Source organism: Saccharopolyspora sp. CA-218241, from assembly GCF_050954615.1.
In the GTDB taxonomy this organism is placed as follows: domain Bacteria; phylum Actinomycetota; class Actinomycetes; order Mycobacteriales; family Pseudonocardiaceae; genus Saccharopolyspora; species Saccharopolyspora cebuensis.
On record NZ_CP191860.1, the window covers coordinates 5,153,617 to 5,174,675 of the forward strand.

5 protein-coding genes (1 of these 5 running past the window's edge) are annotated in these 21,059 nt (G+C 72.4%); all 5 read right to left on the reverse strand.

What is annotated here, in order from left to right; all coding sequences use genetic code 11:
• Nucleotides 1–16,047, reverse strand: the 5' portion of a protein-coding gene (locus tag ACQP0T_RS24425) for a DnaJ domain-containing protein (protein ID WP_433870156.1). 15,765 nt of this gene lie to the left of the window's left edge; the window shows 16,047 of its 31,812 coding nt (coding positions 1–16,047); its start codon is at nt 16,045–16,047; its stop codon lies off the left edge, out of view.
• Nucleotides 16,048–16,156: 109 nt separating this feature from the next.
• Nucleotides 16,157–17,188 carry a hypothetical protein gene (locus tag ACQP0T_RS24430; RefSeq protein WP_433870157.1) on the reverse strand — a complete coding sequence of 344 codons (1,032 nt, stop codon included), beginning with the start codon at nt 17,186–17,188 and terminating at the stop codon, nt 16,157–16,159.
• On the reverse strand, nt 17,185–17,625 hold the full coding sequence (locus ACQP0T_RS24435; protein ID WP_433870158.1) for a YbaB/EbfC family nucleoid-associated protein: 441 nt from the start codon (nt 17,623–17,625) through the stop codon (nt 17,185–17,187). The genes ACQP0T_RS24430 and ACQP0T_RS24435 overlap by 4 nt, the downstream gene beginning before the upstream one ends.
• A gap of 132 nt (nt 17,626–17,757) precedes the next feature.
• Complete coding sequence (locus ACQP0T_RS24440; protein WP_433870159.1) at nt 17,758–20,652, reverse strand: right-handed parallel beta-helix repeat-containing protein; 2,895 nt, start codon at nt 20,650–20,652, stop codon at nt 17,758–17,760.
• Nucleotides 20,649–21,035, reverse strand: coding sequence for a hypothetical protein (locus ACQP0T_RS24445; protein WP_433870160.1), 387 nt, complete (start codon nt 21,033–21,035; stop codon nt 20,649–20,651). Before ACQP0T_RS24445 ends, ACQP0T_RS24440 begins: the two co-directional genes overlap by 4 nt.
• Nucleotides 21,036–21,059 lie beyond the last annotated feature (24 nt).

Consider the following 21,059-nt stretch of genomic DNA (forward strand, 5'->3'; position numbering starts at 1 on the left):
CGATTGGCCCTCCGGCGGCGGAACGGGCCGTCCGGCGGCGTCGTGCACCTCGATGACGAAGTCGACCGGCACCTCGGCGTGGGTGGAGCCCTTCGCGGAGCGGAAGTTGGACGCCGCCTGGTAGGACGACTCGCCCGGCCGGGAGACGGCGGGGGAAGCGAGCGGGGCGTGGGCCCCGAGCGTGCCGTAGGCGCCGACGAGCTGGCCCCCGGTGACGGTGACCCCGACCTCGCTCGACGTCGCGACGGTGGCGGTGCGCGAGCTGCCGCCGCCGGTCTGCGTGGTCATGTCGATCTGGGTGTCGCCCTGGGTGGGTTCGGCGGCCACGGAGTGCAAGTCCTGCGGCAGCCGCGGGGTGGCGCGCACCGTGACCTCGTACCAGTTCTTGCCCACGCGCACCGGGAACTTGCGTCCGGCCCGGCCCTGGAGGTTCTCGAACTGCTGCTTGGCCACCCGCCCGATCGCGTCGAAACCCTCGGTCCCGAGGTTCTCCGGGTTCGGCACCCGGGCGCGCACCCGCTCGACCAGCGCGTCGGTTTCCAGACCGGTCAGCAGGATCCGGCCGAGCGCCTTCCCGTCCTGCACGTAGTCGGGAGCCGAGCTCAGGTCCAGCAGCATCGAGTGCTCGCTGTCCGGCTCGGTGAGGGTGATCGCCGGCGCGCTGATCGGGGCGCTGCTCGGCCCGGCCTGCTGGGTGCCGTCCTCGGTGCCTTCGGTGCGCTCGGCTTCGGTGCGCTCGCTCCCGCTCGCGACCGGCTGCGGTACCGGCGCGGTCTCCTCCGGCCGGAGGGTGTCCAGCTCGATGTCCTCGTGCACCACGGCCAGTTGCGGTGCCGTGCCGGTCCTCCGGCTCGAGCCGCCGCGGCCGGTGGGGCCGTCGCCGACGGGCTCCTCCTCGCCGCCCAGCGGTTTCGGCTGCAAGGTCAGCTCGGCGTCCGAAGGCACCGGGGCGAGCCAGACCTCCACCGGATCGGTGTCCAGATCCGCGAACCACCCCGTCTGGTCGTCCAGGAACACCACCCGGCCACCGACGTTCTTCACCCGGAAGAAGTGCCCGTCACCGCTGCGCTGGTCCCGGTACACCACCGCCTGGAACCCGTCCGGCTGGTTCGCCACGTGCTCCGCGATCCCGGCATAACCATCCGGCCGACGCGAGAACTCCAGACCCGTCTGCCGCTCCACCTCCTGCCGGTACATCGGACCGCTCGGCGCAGCCTCGAACTCGGCAGCGCGCTCCGGATGGTTGTCGGCATTGGCACCCTGGACCGCGGCCACCGCGCAGTTCGTGTCGTGCCCGGGCACCCCCCGCCGGTAGTTGTCCGCGTTCGCCAACCCGAAACGCGGCACTTTCTCCTGCAGGAAGTTCGAACCGGCCAGGGGATCGTCCGCGAAGGTCCCCGCCGACAACACCCCCGGCAACGACCGCCCACCACCAGCGACCGCACCCTCCCCAGGCGACCCCGAATCGGTCAGCGCCTCCACCGACTCCGGACCACCCGGGCCGTACCGCAGCGCCGCCTCCAACGCCTGGTAACCGCTGCCCACCCGGTCCATGTACCCGACCCGGTCACCCGGACGCGGCCGGTACACGTCGAACAACTCCGGCATACCGGCCGAATCCACGGCCCGCCTCAGGAACGGGAACTCACCGTGCTCCGACATCTCGTCGAAGGTCTGGCTCCCCAACGCCGCACCCAGCAGCGGCCCGCCCGCACCCAGCGGACCGGTCGACTCCACCCGACCGGACGACGCCAGCGGGCCCTCGGCAACGAGAGGTTCGCCGGAATCCAGCGCCACCGAATCGAACCGCGAATCCCACAACCGCCCCTCGGAGGCGGTCCCGTTGTCCAGGATCTTCTCACGCGTCCGCCGCAACACCCCCGACGTCTGCCCGCTGTACATCGCCAGCGCGTGCACCGACCGCTCACCCAGGTGCTCCTGGAGAAAATGCTGCGCCGCCACCAACGACAGGCCGGAAACGGTGTAGTCGACCAGCAGCACATCCCGATCCGCCGGGAGGTCGCCCAGGAACTCGTCGAAGTGATCCCCGAGCAGCACCCGCTCGGAGTCGGACAACAGCCGAGCACCCGATCCCGAAAACGCGCCGTAAGCCGTCGAATCCGGATCAGGCGCCACGCGGAAACCCGACAGCGGGAACGACACCGCCTGCTCACCACGCGCCTGCAACGCCGCGATCACCGGCGCCGGACTGCGCCCGACCCCCACGTAGGAGAACCGATCCGGCGGGTACTTCTCGACGATCCGCCGCGCCAGCTCGTTCGTCGCCTCGACCATTCGCTGCTGCTCCAACAACAGCTCCCGGCCACGGTCCGACCCGGCCGCACCACCACGACCCGACGGACGCCGACCACCACGGTCCCGCTCATCCCCGCGCGCCTCGTCACGCCCACCACGCAGGAACCGCTCCGCGCGGAACGACTCGAACGGCGGCGGATCCCCGCGCTCCGCCCGCGAACCCACGAACGTCTCGTACGGCGGCAATCGAGCCGGGTCGTACGGCGGTACCGGGTTGGCGATCGTCGCTTCCTCCCCGGACTGGGGCGCCAACTGCCGCAGCCGCTCCTCCTGCAACCGCAGTTGCTCCTGCCGCCACCGCAGCCGCTCCAGCTCGGCCTCCGCCGGATCCAACGGCTCGTCGTCCGGAACCATCCGCGCGACGCCATCCCGGTCCCCCGACCGCCCGTCACGCGCCAACCGCGGCACCGCATCACCCGGACCGGACCGCCGAGAACGCCGCTGCCCAGCATCGCCGCGGTCGTCCGAGCCGCCATCCGGACCATCCGGCGCAGGCCCGCTCCGCCCCAACGACGGCACCGGCCGGTTCCCCGAACGCCTAGGATTGCGCCGCTCCCCCGGCGGAAGCGCGTCCTCACCACGCTCAGCGCTCCCGCCGACCTCCGACCGAGGCCCGCTCCGCCCCAGCGACGGCACCGGCCGGTTCCCCGTCCGCCTCGGATTGCGCCGCTGTCCCGGCCCCTCATCCTGCGTCCGACCCCGCTCAGCCGACCCCGACTCACGCCCAGCGATCGAGCCGTCCTGCCCCCTCACATCCCGGACATCACCATCAGTGCTGCCGCCGACCTGCGACAGAACGCCCTCATCGCCGGACGAGTCTGACTCCGCGCCTCGGGCCGGGGACGACACCGGACCGGACTGGGTGTACGGGCCGGCGGAATGCTTCGGCGCAGCCAACCACGAGATGGCGTGGAAGGAGCTCCCCTCAGGCAGCGAAGTCGCGGTCCCCCACTGGCCATCGAGGTAGTCCACCCGGCCCGACTCGGTCTTCTCCACGTAGAAGAAGTGACCCTGCTGCTGCTCCCCCGGCACCGGCAACCGCCCGTCCGGCCGCTGCGGCAACAGGAACACTGCACCCCTCGAACCCGGAGGCCACTCCTGCGTCACAGTCCGCTCCAGGCTGGGCACGCCGTCCTTGTGCAACGTGGCCCCGCCCCCGAAGTACCGGTTCATATCCGCGACCGATGTCACACCGGACGGATCCGCGTGGAACTGCTGACCGAGCTTCCGGCTCCGGAACAACTGGATCGTGGTGTGGAAGCAGTTCGAAAGCCGACCAGGCGCCTCATCGGCCACCGCCGGATCGGTGTTGCCCTCCGGCGCCCGGTTCACCATGACGGCCTCCGGGTACTCCCGATGCGCCCACGCACTCGCGGCCACGTCGTTCGGGAAAGCCTCCCGCGTCACCACCCGAGGCAACGGACCCTGCCAGTCCAGGAACTCCAACAGGTCCTGCGACCCGGTCTCGGGCCCTCCAGCGGAGGTCTGCGGCGAGGCGGTCCCAGGGGTGTCCGGCCCGGCGCCGGTGAGCTCGCCGTACCTCCCCGCCGACGCGTCGGACTCCGTGCCGGGCGCGGGCACGTGCAGGTCCGGACCGCGCTCGCCGGCGCCCTCGTGCGGGAACGGCTCGAAGACGTCCACGGTGCCGTCGGGCCGTTCGGCGTGCACCGCCCGGTTGAGGTGGGTCGCCACCAGGCGGCCCACCAGTTCGTCGGTCCCCCGCCCGGCGTGGGACGGCCCCTGCGCGAGGGCCAGCGCCAGCGGCCCCTTCGCGTCGAGGACCTGATGCTGGACGGTGAACTTCGTGGCGGGCTGGTCGGCGAGCGACGCGCCGCCCTTGCCGGTCTCCTTGCCCGCCTCCGAAGCGAACAGCTCGATCCCGGTGCGGACCGAGTGCTCGCGCAACCCCGCGCCGTCGGTCCCGTCGTCGAGCGCGGTGGCGACCCGCCGGTAGAACGAGCCCTCGCCGATCACCGTCCCGGAGGTCCGGGGATCGAGGTAGGTGCCGACGAACAGTTGGAGCTCGCGCATCATGGCCGGTGCCTGCGGGCTCAGCGCGGCGTTGTGGACGACCATCGTCTTCGGGTCGAAGGTCTCGCGCGCCTTGGGCTCGAACCGGTTGACGTGGCGACCGACCGTGCTCTCGGGGTCGGTCGGGAGTCCGATGCGGACGTCTTCCAACTCCGGGTGGCGGCTGAAGCGCAACCGCATGGACAGCGCGCCGTGCAGCACGTTCTTCTCCTGGCCGCCCAGGTTCGTGAGGTCCTCCGCGTTGCGCAGCGCGATGCCCAGCGGGTCGGCCTCGCTCTCCGCCCGCTCCTGGTAGTCCTTCTGGTAGGCCCGGATCCCCGTATCGCTCGCCGCGTTCATGACGACCCGCGTGTCGCCGCCGCTGTCCTCGCTGCCCTGCCAGAACCGGTTCCGCAGGGAGTTGGTGTCGATGTGCGTCTGCGGCAACGCGTTCGTGGTCTTCCCGCCCCGGTACCAGTCGCGGGCGATGCGGGTCATGTCGGTCTCGATGGCGTTGTTCACGAAACCGGTGAGGAACGGCACCTCGCGGACCGGGTGACCACCGGCGGCGTCGGACTTCACCCGCTGGACGACGTCGTCCTTCGTCTCGTTCCTGGTCTCCGGCGGAGCCTTCGACGGCTCCGCCCGATCCGCACCCGCGTCGAGCTCCGCCGCCTCCTCGGCCTTCCCCGCGTTCTCCACCGCGTCGGCCGCCTCGGCCTGCTCCGCGGTGTCGTAGGCCTGGTCGTAGAGGTCGTCGTAGTGCTCCGCGAACTCCCTGGCGTTCTGCCGGTTGACCTTGCGGGCCAGCTTGTCGAACTCCGCACCGTCCTTGCCGAAGCCGAACTGGGCCGGTTCGTGACCGATGGCCAGGTCGGGCCGCAGCAGCAGGGTGGCGTCGACGTAGAGGTTCGGTTCCGGCGAGTACGGCAGCAGCGGGTGCAGGGCCGCCTGCCGGTCCCGGGTCACCATGTCGGCGAGGACCTGGTTCGCCAGCTCCTCGTGCAACGACGTGCGGTTCTTCCGGATGTCCTCGATCTCCGCGTCGAGGCCGAGCGACTTCCGGTGCAGCGCGTTGCGCACCTTCTTGTCCTTCGCCGCGGCCAGGTCCGCTTGGGCCTGGTCCAGCTCGGCCTCCAGCGAGGCGATCACGTCGTCGAACACGTTGCCGGGGCCGACCCGGTAGCCGCCGGACATCATCAGCGGTCGGCTCGGCGGCAGGTCCGTCCCGGCCTCGGAGGACCGCACGAGGGCCTCGAAGTGGTTGAACACGTGCTCACCGTCCGGCGCGGTCCGCCGCCCGGTGTCGTAGTCCTGGAACGACAGGTACGGGTGCGTGCCCCGGTCGGTCAGGGCGGCGATGACGTCGGCGTTCGCCGCGCTGCCCAACGTCCGGTTGCGCAGGGTGCCGTACGGCACCTTCGGCTTGCCGCTGCCCGTCGAGGGGTTGAAGGTGTCCACGGCGACCAGGGCGACCGGAACTCCCAGCCGGTCGACGGACGCCTGCGCCGCCAGCACCGCGTCGCGCACCGCCTTGTCCGCGCGGGCCTTGTCCCCGCGGCCCGCGTTGGTCCCGTTCACGCCGAGGACGATCGCGACCCGGCCGTCCATCCCCCGCATCCCCGCCGTCATCGCGCTGACGACGTCCTCGATGTTGCCGAGGTCGCGGGCCGGGACGATCGCGTTCACCACGAAGCCCAGCTCGCGGTCCTCGTCGATGCTCTTCTGGAGCGCACCGAGGTAGTCGTGGGAGAACTCGTCGCTCTTGCCGGTGTCGGTCGTCCGGACCAGGTCGCGGAACGCGGAGTTGGCGACCGTGACCCGCTCCCCGGATTGGGCGTAGTCCCCGCGCGCCCGCTTCGGTACCTCGGTGCTGTTCTCCCGGCTGATCGTCAGCGCTCGCTTCTGGCCAGCGGTGCGCACCGCGAGCTTGCGGGCTCCACCGTGGACCAGGTCGGGGCCGTCGGTCGAGGCGTCCAGCGGTGCGGTGATCTGCGGCAGCACCGCCTCCGCCGACAACGGCGCCCAATGGATGTCGCGGGAACCCGGCGGAGTATCGGCAAGCCACCCGTCCTGCGGGTTCAGCACGTTCAACACACCGTCGGAATCCCGGTGGAACAGCAACGCCTGCGAACCGTCGATCACGATGCCGGCAGTGCCGTTGGGCACATCATCGGCCAGCAACCGGTCCTCGAACTCGGCCCAACTACCCGAGCGCCGGAACTCCACACCGAGCTCATCCTGGGCGCGGGCCCGGCTCACCGGACCACTCGGGTCCGCCCGGAACGGCCTGCCACGGGCCAAGGCGTTGAAACCCTGCACCGCCGCGTTCAAGCAGTTGAAGGCCCGCCCGCGCGCGACCTGCTGGTCAGCCGGATCGTCGTACTCATCGCTGTTGACCGACACCACATCGCGGTAGCGCTCATCCAGGTAACGCGCCTCCGCCTCCGGAGTGGCGAAACTGCCGCTGGCGACCACCCTCGGCGACGTGCCCCGCACCGGCCCGGTCGACTCGTACGGCGGCGGAGCCTCGTGCGAACCCTCCTGCGCGGACTCGTACGGCGGTGGATCCACCCGCTGGTGGTCCGCCGGCAGCTCGTACGGAGGCACCCGCTCCGATTCCGGGATGTACTCCCCGAAACCCTCGATCGGATTGCGCTGTTCCTGGGGCAGCGGATGGCTCCCGAAAAGATCCGCCGCCGTCTCGGTCGACGTACCCGCGACGAAGTCCGCGTTCACCTGCCCGCCACGGGCCAACGAGGGAACCCATCCGCTCCCGGTCAGGCGCGGACGCCTCCCACCAGGCCGCTCGGCGCCCCCGTCCTGCGTCGGCGCCCCATCCCCCGCCAGCGACGGCACCGGCCGGTTGCCGCCCCGCCTCGGGTTCCGACGGCTCCCGGTCTCCGCCCCGCCGTCGCGCTCGCTCGAACCGCCGTACTCGCCCCGTTCGGATTCCGGAATGGCGTGGTCCACCGGCGTCCGCACGGAGTCGAGCACCTGGCCGCTCGGGACGGGGGCGAACAGGACCTTGCTGGGACTCTTCGACAGATCGGCGAGCCGACCGGTCTGCGGGTCGAGGAAGACGACCATGCCGTCGGCCTTGTGGACCGTGAAGAAGTGCCCGTTCTTCCCGTCCGTGGTGAACACCAGGCCCCGGGAGCCGTCGGGCTCGCCCAGCATCTGCGCGGTGATGTCGTGGTAGCCGCGGGGCTGCCGCTCGAAGCGCACCCCGAGCTTCTCGGCGGCCGCTTCGTGGTGCACCGGTCCGCTCGGCCGGGCCCGGTACTCCCCGGCCTCCGCGCCCTCCGGGTCCGCCACCGCGTTGAGGCCCTGCACGGCGGAGTCGAGGCAGTTCGTCCGGTGCCCGGGCAGGTCGGCGTCGTAGGCGTCCTTGTTCACCAGCAGCACGGGGGCGAGGTGCTCCCGCACGAAGCGGGCCTCGCCCTCCGGGTCCCCGGCGAAGGTCTGCCGCGAGGCGACCACGAGCGCGTCCAGCGAGGAGCCGGGGATCGGGGCGTGCTGGGACGCGTCGGACTCCGTGCCGGGCGCGGGCACGTGCAGGTCCGGACCGCGCTCGCCGGCGCCCTCGTGCGGGAACGGCTCGAAGACGTCCACGGTGCCGTCGGGCCGTTCGGCGTGCACCGCCCGGTTGAGGTGGGTCGCCACCAGGCGGCCCACCAGCTCGTCGACCCGGTTGCCGGACGGGGTCGGGCCCTGCGCCAGGGCCAGCACCAGCGGTCCCACGGATTGGTCGATCCGGTGCTGGACGGTGAACTCGGTCGCGGGCTGGTCGGCGAGCGACGCGCCGCCCGGCCCCGTCTCCTTGCCCGACTCCGAGGCGAACAGCGCGGTCGCGGTGCCGACCACGTCCTCGCGGACCCGGGCGGGGTCGATCTCACCGCCGAGTGCGGTGGCGACCCGCCGGTAGAACGAGCCCGCGCCGATCACCGGCCCCGACGTGCGTGAGTCGAGGTAGGTGTCGGCGAACATCTGGAGGTTGCGCACCATGGTCGGCGCCTGCGGGGTCAGCGCCGTGTTGTGGGCCATCATCGTCTTGGGGTTGGCCGTCGCCCTCGCCCCGGAGTCGGAGCGGTTGCCGGGGCGGACCGTGCCCTCGGGGTCGGTCGGGAGTCCGATGCGGACGTCGTTCAACTCCGGGTGGCGGCTGAAGCGCAGCTTCATCGACAGCGCCCCGTGCAGCACGTTCCTCTCCCCGGCGCCCAGGTGGGCGAGGTCCGTGGAGTTCAGCGCGACGCCCAGCGGGTCGCGCTCGTTGTCGGCCCGCCCCGGGTATTCCTTCTGGTACGTCCCGATCTTCGTGCCCTTGGACGCCCCGATGGGCTTCTTCGGGTTCCCGCCGCTGTCCTCGCTGGCCTGCCAGAACCGGTTCCGCAGCGCGTTGATGTCGAGGTGGGTCTGCGGCAGCGCCCGCGTGGTCCGCCCGCCCCGGTACCAGCCACGGGCGATGCGGGTCATGTCGGTCTCGATGGCGTTGTTCACGAAACCGGTGAGGAACGGCACCTCGCGGACCGGGTGACCACCGGCGGCGTCGGACTTCACCCGCTGGACGACGTCGTCCTTCGTCTCGTTCCTGGTCTGCGGCGGAGCCTTCGACGGCTCCGCCCGATCCGCACCCGCGTCGAGCTCCGCCGCCTCCTCGGCCTTCCCCGCGTTCTCCACCACGTCGCGGGTTACGGCCTGCACCTCGGTGTCGTAGGCCTGGTCGTAGAGGTCGTCGTAGTGCTCCGCGAACTCCCTGGCGTTCTCCCGGTTGACCTTGCGGGCCAGCTTGTCGAACTCGGCAGCGCCGTCACCGAAGCCGAACTGGTCCTGACCGCTGCCGATGCCCCTGTCGGGCCGCAGCAGCAGGGTGGCGTCGACGTAGAGGTTCGGTTCCGGCGAGTACGGCAGCAGCGGGTGCACGGCGGCCTGCCGGTCCCGGGTCACCATGTCGGCGAGGACCTGGTTGCTGAACTCCTCGTGCAGCGCCACCCGGTCGTCGCGGATGGCCTCGATCTCAGCGTCGAGGTCGCTGATCTCGGTGAGCAGCCCATCGCGCTCGGCGACCTCCGGGTCGTCGAGCTGCGCCTGGAGGCGGTCCCGCTCACGCTCCAGCGAGGCGATCACGTCGTCGAACACGTTGCCGGGGCCGACCCGGTAGCCGCCGGACATCATCAGCGGTCGGCTCGGCGGCGGGGGCCCCTCCTCGTCGTTCGACGGCCCCTCCCAGGTTCGCGACGGCCGCACCAGCGTCTCGAAGTGGTTGAACACGTGCTCACCGTCCGGCGCGGTCCGCCGCCCGGTGTCGTAGTCCTGGAACGACAGGTACGGGTGCGTGCCCTCGTCGGTCAGCGCGGCGATGACGTCGGCGTTCGCCGCGCTGCCCAACGTCCGGTTGCGCAGGGTGCCGTACGGCACCTTCGGGGCGCCGCGCGTCGTCGAGTGGGCGAAAGTGCCCACGGCGACCAGGGCGACCGGAACTCCCAGCCGGTCGACGGACGCCTGCGCCTCCCGCACCGCGGCGTTCACCGCCTCGTCCGCAGCCTCCTTGGTGTCGTGCTCCGTCTGAATCCCGTTCACGCCGAGGACGATCGCGACCCGGCCGTCCTTCCCCCGCATGTCCGCGGTCATCGCCTCGACGACCTGCTGGATGTTGCCGAGGTCGCGGGCCGGGACGATCGCGTTCACCACGAAGCCCAGCTCGCGGTCCTCGTCGATGCTCTTCTGGAGCGCGCCGAGGTAGTTCTCCTTGAACTCCCCGCTCCGGCGGGTGTCGGTCGGCCGCACCAGGTCGCGGAAGGCGGAGTTGACGGCCGTGGTCGCGACACCGGGCCAGGTGTAGTCCCCGCGCACCCGCTCCGGGACCTCGGCGTCGTCGGTGTCCATGGCCTGATCACCGGCCTGGGCGTCATCCCCGCGCGCCCGCTTCGAGGGCTCGGCGCTGTTCTCCGGACCCACCGACAGCGCTCGCTTCTGGCCAGCGGTGCGCACCGCGAGCTTGCGGGCTCCACCGTGGACCAGATCGGGGCCGTCGGTCGAGGCGTCCAGCGGTGCGGTGATCTGCGGCAGCACCGCCTCCGCCGACAACGGCGCCCAATGGATGTCGCGGGAACCCGGCGGAGTATCGGCAAGCCACCCGTCCTGCGGGTTCAGCACGTTCAACACACCGTCGGAATCCCGGTGGAACAGCAACGCCTGCGAACCGTCGATCACGATGCCGGCAGTGCCGTTGGGCACATCATCGGCCAGCAACCGGTCCTCGAACTCGGCCCAACTACCCGAGCGCCGGAACTCCACACCGAGCTCATCCTGGGCGCGGGCCCGGCTCACCGGACCACTCGGCTCCGCCCGGAACGGCCTGCCACGGGTGAGGGCGTTGAAAGCCTGCACCACCGCGTTCAAGCAGTTGAAGGCCCGCCCGCGCGCGACCTGCTGGTCAGCCGGATCGTCGTGCTCATCGCTGTTGACCGACAGCGCATCGCGGTAGCGGTCGAGGTAGCGATCCTCCTCCTCCGGAGTGACGAAACTGCCGCTGGCGATCACCCTCGGCGACGTGCCCCGCTCCGGCCCGGTCGAAGGCTCCTTCTCCCCGGCGCGATCGCCGTCCTCCTGCTGCCGCGCTCCCTCCTCGAGGGCCGAGTCGTACGACGGCGGCGGGTCCTGGGTCTGCTGCGGCCCCCGGTCCGACTCGTACGACGGCAGCGGCGTGGCATGGACGTCCACCTGAGCGACCCACACGAGGCCCGGATCGGGGTCCAGACGCGCGAACCAGCTGGCCCGATCGTTGAGGAACACAGCCCGTCCATCGACGTTCTGCGCCCGGAAGAAGATGTCTCCGCCTTCCCGATCCGGCTCGTGCACGATCGCCTGGGAACCCGGCGGCCGAGCCGCCAGGTCCTCCGCGATCCCGGCGTACCCCTCCGGATGCACCGAGAAGGTCAGGCGGGCCCAGTCGGCCAGGTTGCCACGGCTCAACTCGACGAACGGGTCGACCGTGAGATCCCCGGCATGTTCGGGAGAATTGGCGATTGCGGTGCCGTGCCACGCCGCCGCCGCACCGTTCGAATCCCGAACCGGTACGCCCGTCCGGTGAAACGCCGCGCGCACCGCACCGAAATTCGGCACGTCGTTCCGGAGGAACGCCTGACCCGCCGCCCGATCGTCCGCGAAGTTCGCCGCCGAGATCCCGAACTGCGCCAGCCTCGCGCGATCCTGTCGCCGCATCATGTGATCGACCACCGGTCCGTGCGCACCCAGTGGCCCCGTCGGACTCAGCGACAACATCCGGTTGCGGAACGTCCACCGCCGCCACCGGTCTCCCGCGTCATCCTGCTTGCGGACCGTCTCGCTCAGTTCTTCGAAGGAGGAACGATCCGCTTCGTGCTGAATCGCCAGGGCGTACACCCTCGCACGGTCGCTCCGCACTTCGAGGTGCCGCTGCAAGTAGTACTGCGCCGCCACCAGCGGGAGCCCGGTCGGGTTGGGGTCGATGAGGACGATGTCCCGTCCCTCCGCGCCACGCACGAGCTCCCCGAAGAACCGCTCCATCGCCGTTCGCTCCGCGTCACTCGGATTGGACCATCCCAAACTGGCGAGCGCCGCGTATTGGATGGAACCCGGCTCCGAAGCCACGTGGAAGGACAGCGGCGGGGCCTCGACCACCCCGTGGCCCCCATCCCGCAGCGCGGAGACCACCGGAGAGCTGCCGCGCCCCATCGCCACGCGGAGGAACCGATCCGACGGGTACCGCGCCACGATCTCGTTCGCCACGGCCGCCATCGCCGCGGACTCCTCCTCCGGCGACGGTTGGTAGCGCTCGTCGAACGCCGCGCGCTTCGGCGGGGCCTCCTCGTGCGCCGGGGGCTGCGGGTCGAGCTCCGACGCCGCGGACAACGGCGCCTCAGTAGAGGGCATCGACGGCACCGGCCGACCACCACCACGACGCCGACCACCCCCGCTCGACGGACCCGCCTCAGCACCATCCCGCGCACCCGACAACGGCCCCTCAGCAGAAGGCATCGACGGCACCGGCCGACCACCACCACGACGCCGACCACCCCCGCTCGACGGACCCGCCTCAGCACCATCCCGCGCACCCGACAACGGCCCCTCAGCAGAAGGCATCGACGGCACCGAGCGGCCACCGCTGCGACGCGGATTGCCCCCGCTGCTCGGCATCCCGCCCATGCCCAGCGGCGTGCCCGGTGCGTGATCCGTCGGGATGCCCGTCGTTCCGACCGGGGAGACCACCGGCGTCAACCGAGTCCGATCCGCCATGCTCAGCGGGGCGAACCACGTCTCCACCGCCGGGACATCGATCCGCTCCGGGGCGCCGGTCACCGGGTCGACGTAGACGATCTCCATCCCGCCGCTGTCGTCCCGACCGCGCACCGCCAGGAAGAAGTGCCCCGTGCCGTCGCCGTGGTCCCGGTACACGATGCCCAGATCGTGCGCCCGGTCCTCGACCATCCGGTCCTGCACCGCATCGACACCGGACACCCGCTCGAACTTCGCCCCGGCCAGCCCCCGCTCGACGTCGTCCCGGTGCACCGCGCCGCTCTCCGGCGCCGACCGCACCTCACCCCGCCGCCGCAACGCGTTCGCCAACGCCACCGACCCCGGACCGCAGTTGCGCTGCCTGCCCGGCACACCGCGCGCGTACTCGGTGCCGTTGACCTGCTTCGCCCGCGCCAGCACCCCCCGGCTGAACGTCGACGTCGCCTCCGGGTTCGCCGCCGACACCACCCGCACCGGACGCGACGGGCCGGTGGTCGTCTCCTTCGGCGGTGCCTCCCGCGATCCGCTGTCGTCGCGCTCAGGGCCCGGATCGCGGGGCACCGGGGCGTCCTTGGCGGGCGGAGCATCCCTGGTCGGCGGAATCCCCTTGACGGGCGGGGCGTCCCTGACCGGCGGAGCGTCCTTGGTGGCCGCGGGTTCCGGGGTGGTCCCGGTCGGGGGCGGACCGGCGGGGAGCTGCTGGTGCTGTTCCTCGGTGACGTGCCGATCGCCGTCCTCGGTGGACATCTCGGGTGCGGGGGTCGACAACGTGATCCCGGTGTCCGGGCCGTCGGTGGGCGCCTCGCGTTCGAGGGACAGCTCCGGTCCGGTGGTCGGCACCTCGGTCGGGACCTGCTCGCGCGAGGCGCCGGTGCGCCCGCGACGGGAGCCGGACGTCGCCGGGTCGCCGCCCCGCGCCGCCGTCGGGGTCGGCGCGGTGGACTCCCGCTGACCGGAGGGCGTCGTCGCGGTCGAGGTGCTCTCGGATCGACCGGCCGGTCCGGTGACGACCGGCGGCGCGGATGTCGTGGGCTGGCCGGAGTTCGGACGTTCGGCACCGGGCTGCTCGGAGTTCGGGGAGTCCTGCCCGCGGGACGGGGAGTCCTGCTCCCGCTGGCCGGTCGTGTCCCGCTGGCCGGGTGGCTGGGTCGGCTGCTGCTGGGTCGACTCCTGGCCCACCGGACCGGTTTCGGAGCTCCGCTCGCCCGGGGACTGCTGATCGACCTCGGAGCGCCCGGTGTTCTGCTGACCGGTGTTCTGCTGACCCGGGCTCTGCTGACCGGTGTTCTGCTGACCGGTGTTCTGCTGACCCGGGCTCTGCTGACCGGTGTTCTGCTGACCCGGGCTCTGCTGACCGGGGCCCTGCTGACCCGGGCCCTGCTCGCCCGGGGGCTGCTGCTGCCCCTGCCGGTCCGCGCCCGGCGGCACGACATCCGAACGCCCCGGGGTCGGCTGCCCGGACGTTTGCTCGGCCGGGGGCCGCTGGGCGCCGGGGCCCTCCTCCGGTCGTGTCAGGGAGGTGTCGAAACCCGGGAGTCCCCGATCCGCTCCGGTGGTCCCGGTCGGCTGCTGCGCGGAGCCCGGTGGCGCGGCCGGGTTCCCGGCGACCGGCGGCTGCGTAGCGTCGGTCCCCGCCGGGGGCGGGGTCGTCGCGCCCTGCGGCGGGGTCTGCCCGGAGGTGGGCGGGGTGCCCGTCGGCGTGGTGCCGGGGGCGTCGACCGGCCGGTTGGTTCCGCTCTGCTCACCGGCAGGCGGCGCTTCGGTGCCGGGACGCACGCCACCGCCGTTCGGGCCGGACTCGACCGGCACCGCACCCGGCTTCTCGGGCATCGGACCGTTGCCGGACTGGGAGTCGCCGGGGCCGTCCTGCGGCTGCCGCCCGCCGGGCGGGTCCGCGCCCTCGACGGGCGGCTTCCGGTCCTCCTGCGGTGCGAAGACGTCCTGCGGCGTCTGGGCGTCCGGTGGCGCGTACGCCGGAGGAGGCCCGACGGCGTCGGTGTAGCTGGGCGGGGCCACCCCGGGAGGAGCGGGCTCGTACGCGGGCGGCGGCCCCTGCTGGCCGCCGGGCGGCGCGTTCTCGCCCGCCACCGGCGGCGTGCCCGGCGGCGTCGAACCCGGCGGGGTCGGTCCCGCCACCTCGGAGTAGGACGGCGGGGCGTGTCCCGGCGGAGCGGTGGGCTCGTACGGGGGTGGCGGGGTCTGCTCGGTACCGGACGGCGTGTTCCCGCCCGCGACGGGTCCGGTGCCCGGCGGCGGGGCCTGGCCGGGGCGGGGCGGGGCACCGGGCGGCGTCTGGCCGCCCTGGTGGGACGTCGACGGCGGGACCGGGCCGCCGGTGTAGGCGGGCGGCGCCTTCTCGTCGCCGTGCTGCGCGGGCGGGGCCTTGGAGTCGTGCTCCCCGCCGGAGGACACCGGCGGCTTCTCCTGCGGTGGCGGCTGCTTCGCGGGCTCATCACCGCCGTTCGGCGGTGGCCCGTCCGGGTCGTCCCCCGCTCCGGCGGACTGGTCCCGGCCTCCGGGCGGCGGGTTGAAGCTGAAGTCCGGGGATTTCGAGCTGATGTCCGTCGACTGGTTGTCGGAGTCGCGGTGGCGCTCGTCGTACTCGTTCCTGGCGTCCTGCGAGATGTTCGCCGCGCCCTGAGTGGTGAATCCCGAGGCGAAACCCGAGGAGGCGGCGGTCACCGGGTTGAATTCGCTGCCCCAGATGGCCGCCACCCCGCCACCGCCGGCCATCTCCGCGTTGATCTCGACGCCGCCCGCGCCGGTGGCCGTCTTCGGCAGGTCCTTGGTGTGGTCGTTCTTCTTGGCCGCCGCGATCGTTGCCCCGGCGGCGGCTTGACCGAACACCTCGCCGGTGATCTCTTGCCCGACCTTCTCGCCGTCGACGCTGTCCCGGTTGCCCTTGTCCATGGTGGCGAACTGCGGGATGAGGGCCTGGGCCGCGCCTTCGGCGACCGCCTCCGTCATTTCCCAGACGTGGCGCATCCAGTCGGTGAGGGACTCCGCCGCCTCCTTGCTGGCTCGCGCGATGTCGTCCAGCCACATGCGGGCGGCCGCGTAGAGGGCCGGCAGCGCCAGGGAGCCCCACGGCGAGAACATGGCCGAGTAGATCTCCCACGCCCAGAACGACGCCATGGTGTACAGCTCGTACATCGTCTCTTCGGCGTTGAGCGCGAAGTCGTCGATGAGCGTGGCGCTGTTGTACAGCCCCGTCACGTACTGCTCCACCGGGAGCGAGAGGTTCCTGGTGTAGCTGGCGATGGCCTCCGCGGTCGCGCCGTCGACGCTGTTCAGCGCGGCGCCCGACAGCCCGTGGAGGTGGGCGCCCTTGCTCATCAGGCTGTTGCCGTTGTCCCGGTACTCCGAGGCCATGTTGTACATGGCCGCCGCGTCGGAGTCCGGCGGGTTGATGCCGGTGAGCAGCTCGACGATGATGTCGGCCACCGCTCACCTCCCTCCCGCGCGGACCCGTCCGGGCATCACCCTCTCCCGGCGGGGGCTGCGGTGGACCCGCCCTCGGCGCCCCGCCGGGAAACCCATCACGAACCTCCGGTCACTCGTCCTCGTACCGGAAGTACGCGGACCTGCCGTCCTCGCCGAACGCCATGTGCAGCCCCGGCTGCTGCGGTGGGTCGTCCTCGCCGCGGGCCTTGACCGCGAAGGGCCGCATGCCGTCTTCGGTGAGGTCACGGCTCTGCGAGGGGTCGTCCTGGTTCGCGACCTGCACGTCGCCGGTCAACGGCACCACGTCGGCGTAGTCCTCGACGTTGAGCCGGACCTCGCCACCGGGCAGCTCGGAGGCCATGATGAGCTGGTAGCCCTCGGGCAGCGGTTCGCCCCCGGCCAGCACCTGCTCCCCGGACCGCAACGCCTGCATGGACATCTGCGAGGTCATGGTGTTGCTCGGGACGGTCTTGATCTCGTCCATCCCCAGGAGCCGGTACTTCATCTGACCGTCCTCGCCCCGCATGCCCAGGGAATGGGCCGGGATGAACGCGCCACCCTCCTGCCCTTGCGTCCCACCGTTCGCGGGCTCGTTGGGCAACGGCTCCTCCGCGGGTTTCGCGGGCTCCATGGGCTCCAGGCGCTGCTTGAGCGGCTCCGCCAGAACCTCGGCCTCCTGCCCCACGAGCGGCGCCATCGGCGCCCGCAACCGCACGCCCTGCTCCATGGGTTCCACGCGCCGCTTGAGCGGCTCCGCCAGAACCTCGCTCTCCTGCTGCCCGGGCGGCCGGTTCGCCCCGAGCGCCGCGGCGCCCTGCTCCATCCCGGTCTCGAGGCCGAAGGTGGCCTCGTCGGCGCTGTCCCGGGCCCGGCCGTACAGCTCGCCGTTGCTCCGCAGACCCTCGCCGACGTAGTTCATCGCGGCGCTGAGCATGTCGATGCCGTTGTGGTACTGCTGCAACCCCTGTTCGAGGACGGCCCGGAACTTCTGGCCTTCCTCGTCGTTGCCGATGCTGTTGTAGTACCGGAGCGTGATGTCGCGCGCTTCCTGCGAGACGCCCTCGAGCTCCTGCTGCGCGTCGAAGTAGCCCGCCCCGCTGCGGCCCAGCCGCTCGGGGTCCACCCACAGCGAGTCGTTCATCGCTCGGGACCCCTCTCGATGATCGCGGCGCGGCGCTTGCGCATCTCCTCGAACACCTGCGGCATCCGCGACTCGTTCGGGATGAGGGCCTCGGCGGAGATGTCGCCGTTGACCATGGCCTTGGCGTCGATGCCCGCGGGCAGGTTCGGCGCCACCATCCCGGCGATCTCGGCGGTCGCCTTCTCCCGGGCTTCGGCGATCGTGTTCGTGATCAGCTCCGCCAGCTCCTTCTTGGGGAGCTTGCGGTAGGCGCTGGTGGGGAAGTGCAGGTCCTTGATCACGCCCTGGTTGCCCACGGTCACCGACACCTCCTTGCGGGGGGAGACCGCGGTCGCCGAGAGCTCGCTCAAGCGCTGCTGCATCTCGGCGAGGTTCGCGCGGTGGCGCTCCGCCTCCTCGCGCAGCATTTCGATGCGGGACCGATCCACTTCGGACATGGAACCTCCTCGACGCACAGGTCGTCTTCCACTGAAACCCACCCGGGCCCGGCGGTGGGGCGATCGGGGACGTCCGGGCAACAGGTCAGCCCGGACGTCCCCGCCCAACCCACCGAGGTCAGCCCACCGAGGTCAGCCCACCGAGGTCAGCCCGGCGCGCACCGGCTCGGCCCGGGGCGCGAGCCCGGCGAGGTCGGCGACGGTGAGCGTGCGGGAGGCCGCGGTCCGGGCCAGGTGCCGGGAGAACAGGTGGGCGGCGTGCGCGGTCGGCTCGGCCGACCTCGCGAGGTGGTCGCGCACCGCCGCGCACACCTCGTCGGGCACCTCGTGCCCCCGTTCCCGCAGGTACCGCACGGCGATCGCCGCCAGGTCGGCGGCGGAGTAGGTCCCGACCTCCCAGCGCAGGGCGAAGCACTCCCGCAGCTTCGGCACCCGCGCGAACACCGCGTCGACGGCGGACCGGGTGCCGGTGAGCAGCACCACCAGGTCGGCGGTGTCCCCGCGCAGCGCGGCCAGCAGTGCCTCGGCTTCCTCCGGCTCGGCCTCCTCGGCCGCGTCGGCGTCGACCACCAGCACCCCGCCCCGGGCGTCCTCGACGGCCTTGCGCACCAGGCTCTCTGCCTGGCCCGGCCACTGCGGGCTCAGGTCCTCGCCCAGCGCAACCCGCACCAACTGGCCGACCGGGACCAGATCGAGCTCGGCGAGCCCTTGGGCGTACAGGCGCGCCAGCTCGGTGCGGCCGCTGCCGCGCGCGCCGATCAGCACCGCGTTGCCGTGCCCGCCGAGGGCCCGGCGCTGGTTGCGCCGCTCGCACAGCCCCACCAGCGCCGCGCCGATCGCGTTGCGGGGGCCGTCGAGCCCGCTGAGCTCGGCCAGCCGCCGCCAGGTGCGGGTGGCGCCCAGCGCCGAACGCGGGTCGTCGGCGGCGTCGGGCTCGTCCGAGCCCGCCGGGAGCTGTTCGAGCTGCGCGGTCTGCGGGGTGATGTCCTGGGCGGTCAGCCTGCTCAGGTCGGAGTCCCGCGCCGGCGGGCTCATGGCCAGCCGGGAGGCCTGGAGGCTGATCATCTCCTCGAACAGCTTGCGCGCCACGCGCCCGTTGCCGAAGGTCTCGCCCTTCGGGACCCGCGTGAAGTAGTTGGTCAGCTCCTCGACCGCGTCGTCGGTCAACTCGTAGTAGTGCTTGCGGCAGAGGTTGCTGGTGATGGTGACCAGCTCCTCGACGCTGTAGTTCGGGAACTCGATGGTCCGGGTGAAGCGGGAAGCCACGCCGGGGTTGGACTCCAGGAACCGCTGCATCAGCTCGGAGTAGCCCGCCACGATCACCACCAGTTCGTCGCGGTGGTCCTCCATCATCTTCATGAGGGTGTCCACGGCCTCCTGGCCGAAGTCCGGGCCGACGCCGCCGGTCTGGGCGGTGAGGGTGTAGGCCTCGTCGATGAACAGCACCCCGCCGATGGCCTTGTTCACCAGCTCGGTGGTCTTGATCGCGGTGGAGCCGATGTACTGGCCCACGAGGTCGGCCCGGGACGCCTCGATCATGTGGCCCTGGGACAGGATGCCGAGCTCGCCGAGGACCGCGCCGTAGAGCCGGGCCACCGTGGTCTTGCCGGTGCCGGGCGGGCCGGCGAAGACCAGGTGCCTGCTGATCGGCGGCATCGGCAGGCCCTTCTCCTGCCGCACCTGGGACATCCGGATCAGGTTGATCAGCCCCCGGACCTCCTGCTTGACGCCGGTCAGGCCGATCAGCTCGTCGAGGTCGGCCAGCGGCCCGCTCAGGTCCGCGCCGCTGTAGCCGCGCAGCGAGTCGGCCTGCTCCGGCTGCGGTTCGGCGCGCGGGACCTCGGGCTCCGGCGCGCCGCCGGCCGCCGGATCGGTGACCAGGTCGTGCACCGCGATCCGCGCGTCGTTCTCCGGCCGGTGGACCGCGACGCCGCCGCTGCCCTTGACCACGCAGCCGCGCACCGACACCGGCTCGGCGGTGTCCAGGTGCGCACCGTCGCGGGCGCTGTCGACCACCTCGCAGGCGTCCAGTTCGGCGCCGCCCCCGGCGGTCACGTGCACGCCGTGCCCGCCCGCCGCGCGGATCCGGCAGCGAGCCGCCGTCACCGCACCGCCGTCGGTGACCAGCAGGCCGTCGGCGACCGCGTCGACGATCTCGCTGTCGGTCAGCGCGACCTCGCCGTCCGCGCGCAGCCCGCCGCCGCGCAGCAGCGCCGAGGTCAGCTCCGCCCGGCCGCCACCGAGCACCACCGCGGCCTCGGCGCTCGCGGTGATCCGGGCATCGGTGAGCACCGCGCGGGCGGACTCGGTCGACTCCAGCGCGGCGGTCGAGCCGATCTCGATCGACACGTCGTCGAAGACGGCCTCGCCGGTGCCTGCGAGCAGCACGCCGGAGCCCGACTCCGCGGTGGCCCGGAACCCGGAGAGGCGGGTGGTCGCGGCGGAGGACAGCCGCGCGATCGCCTCGGTCGACCCGCGCACCGAGGTCCCCTCGAACACCGGGGCCGCCTCGGCGTCCACCACGATGCCGAGCGCGGAGTCCTCGACGGTGCACCCGATCAGCCGGGGTGCGGCCCGCCCGGTCACCTGGACCCCGCAGCGCGCGGCGGCGAACGTGCAGCCCCGCAGCACCGGCTGCGCGCCCTCGGCGATGTGCGCGGCCTGGCCCGCCGCCCCGGAGAACCGGGAGTCGGTGATCTCCACCGAGATCCCGCCGGTCAGGTACAGGTCGACGTTGGCCCCGTCGCGCACCTCCAGCTCGGCGGCCTGGAACCGGCCCTGCTGCTCGACGACGATCGCGGGCTTGACGGCCTCGGTGATGGTCCCGCGTTCGAGCACGCACCGACCCCGGCCGTTGACGCAGATCCCGTTGCCGCCGGGGGTGCGCACCGCGACCCGGCGCAGGGTCAGCGCACCGTCCTCGCCGATCACGGCCGCCGAGGAGGCGACGTCGACGACCTCGGTGTCCTCCACCGTGCTCGGCGCCGCGGAAGTGATCACGATGCCCGCGCCGCTGCTGCTGGTCACCCGGCAGCCGCGCGCGGCCAGCGACCCCGGCCCCTGGTCAGCAGGGCCGCCCACGAGGCGCCCTCGACGCGGCAGCCGTCGAGGGCGACCTCGCCGCGCCGCACGTCCACCGCCGGGTACCGCGAGTCGTCGCCGATCAGCACCAGCCCGCGCAACTGGGCGCCCTCGCCGTCGGCCACCAGCACGCTGCCCTCGGCGGCGCGCACCTCGACGGTGCCCTCGCCGCCCTCGGCGACGAGGTTGACCGTGCGGTCGACGACCAGGTTCTCCTCGTACCGGCCGGGCCGGATGCTGATCGTGGCGCCGTCCTCGGCCGCCGCGAGCGCGGCACCGATCGACCCGAAGGCGCCGCCCTGCCCCACCACCAGCATTTCGCCGTTCATCGACCGTCCCCTCGTCGCGCTGTC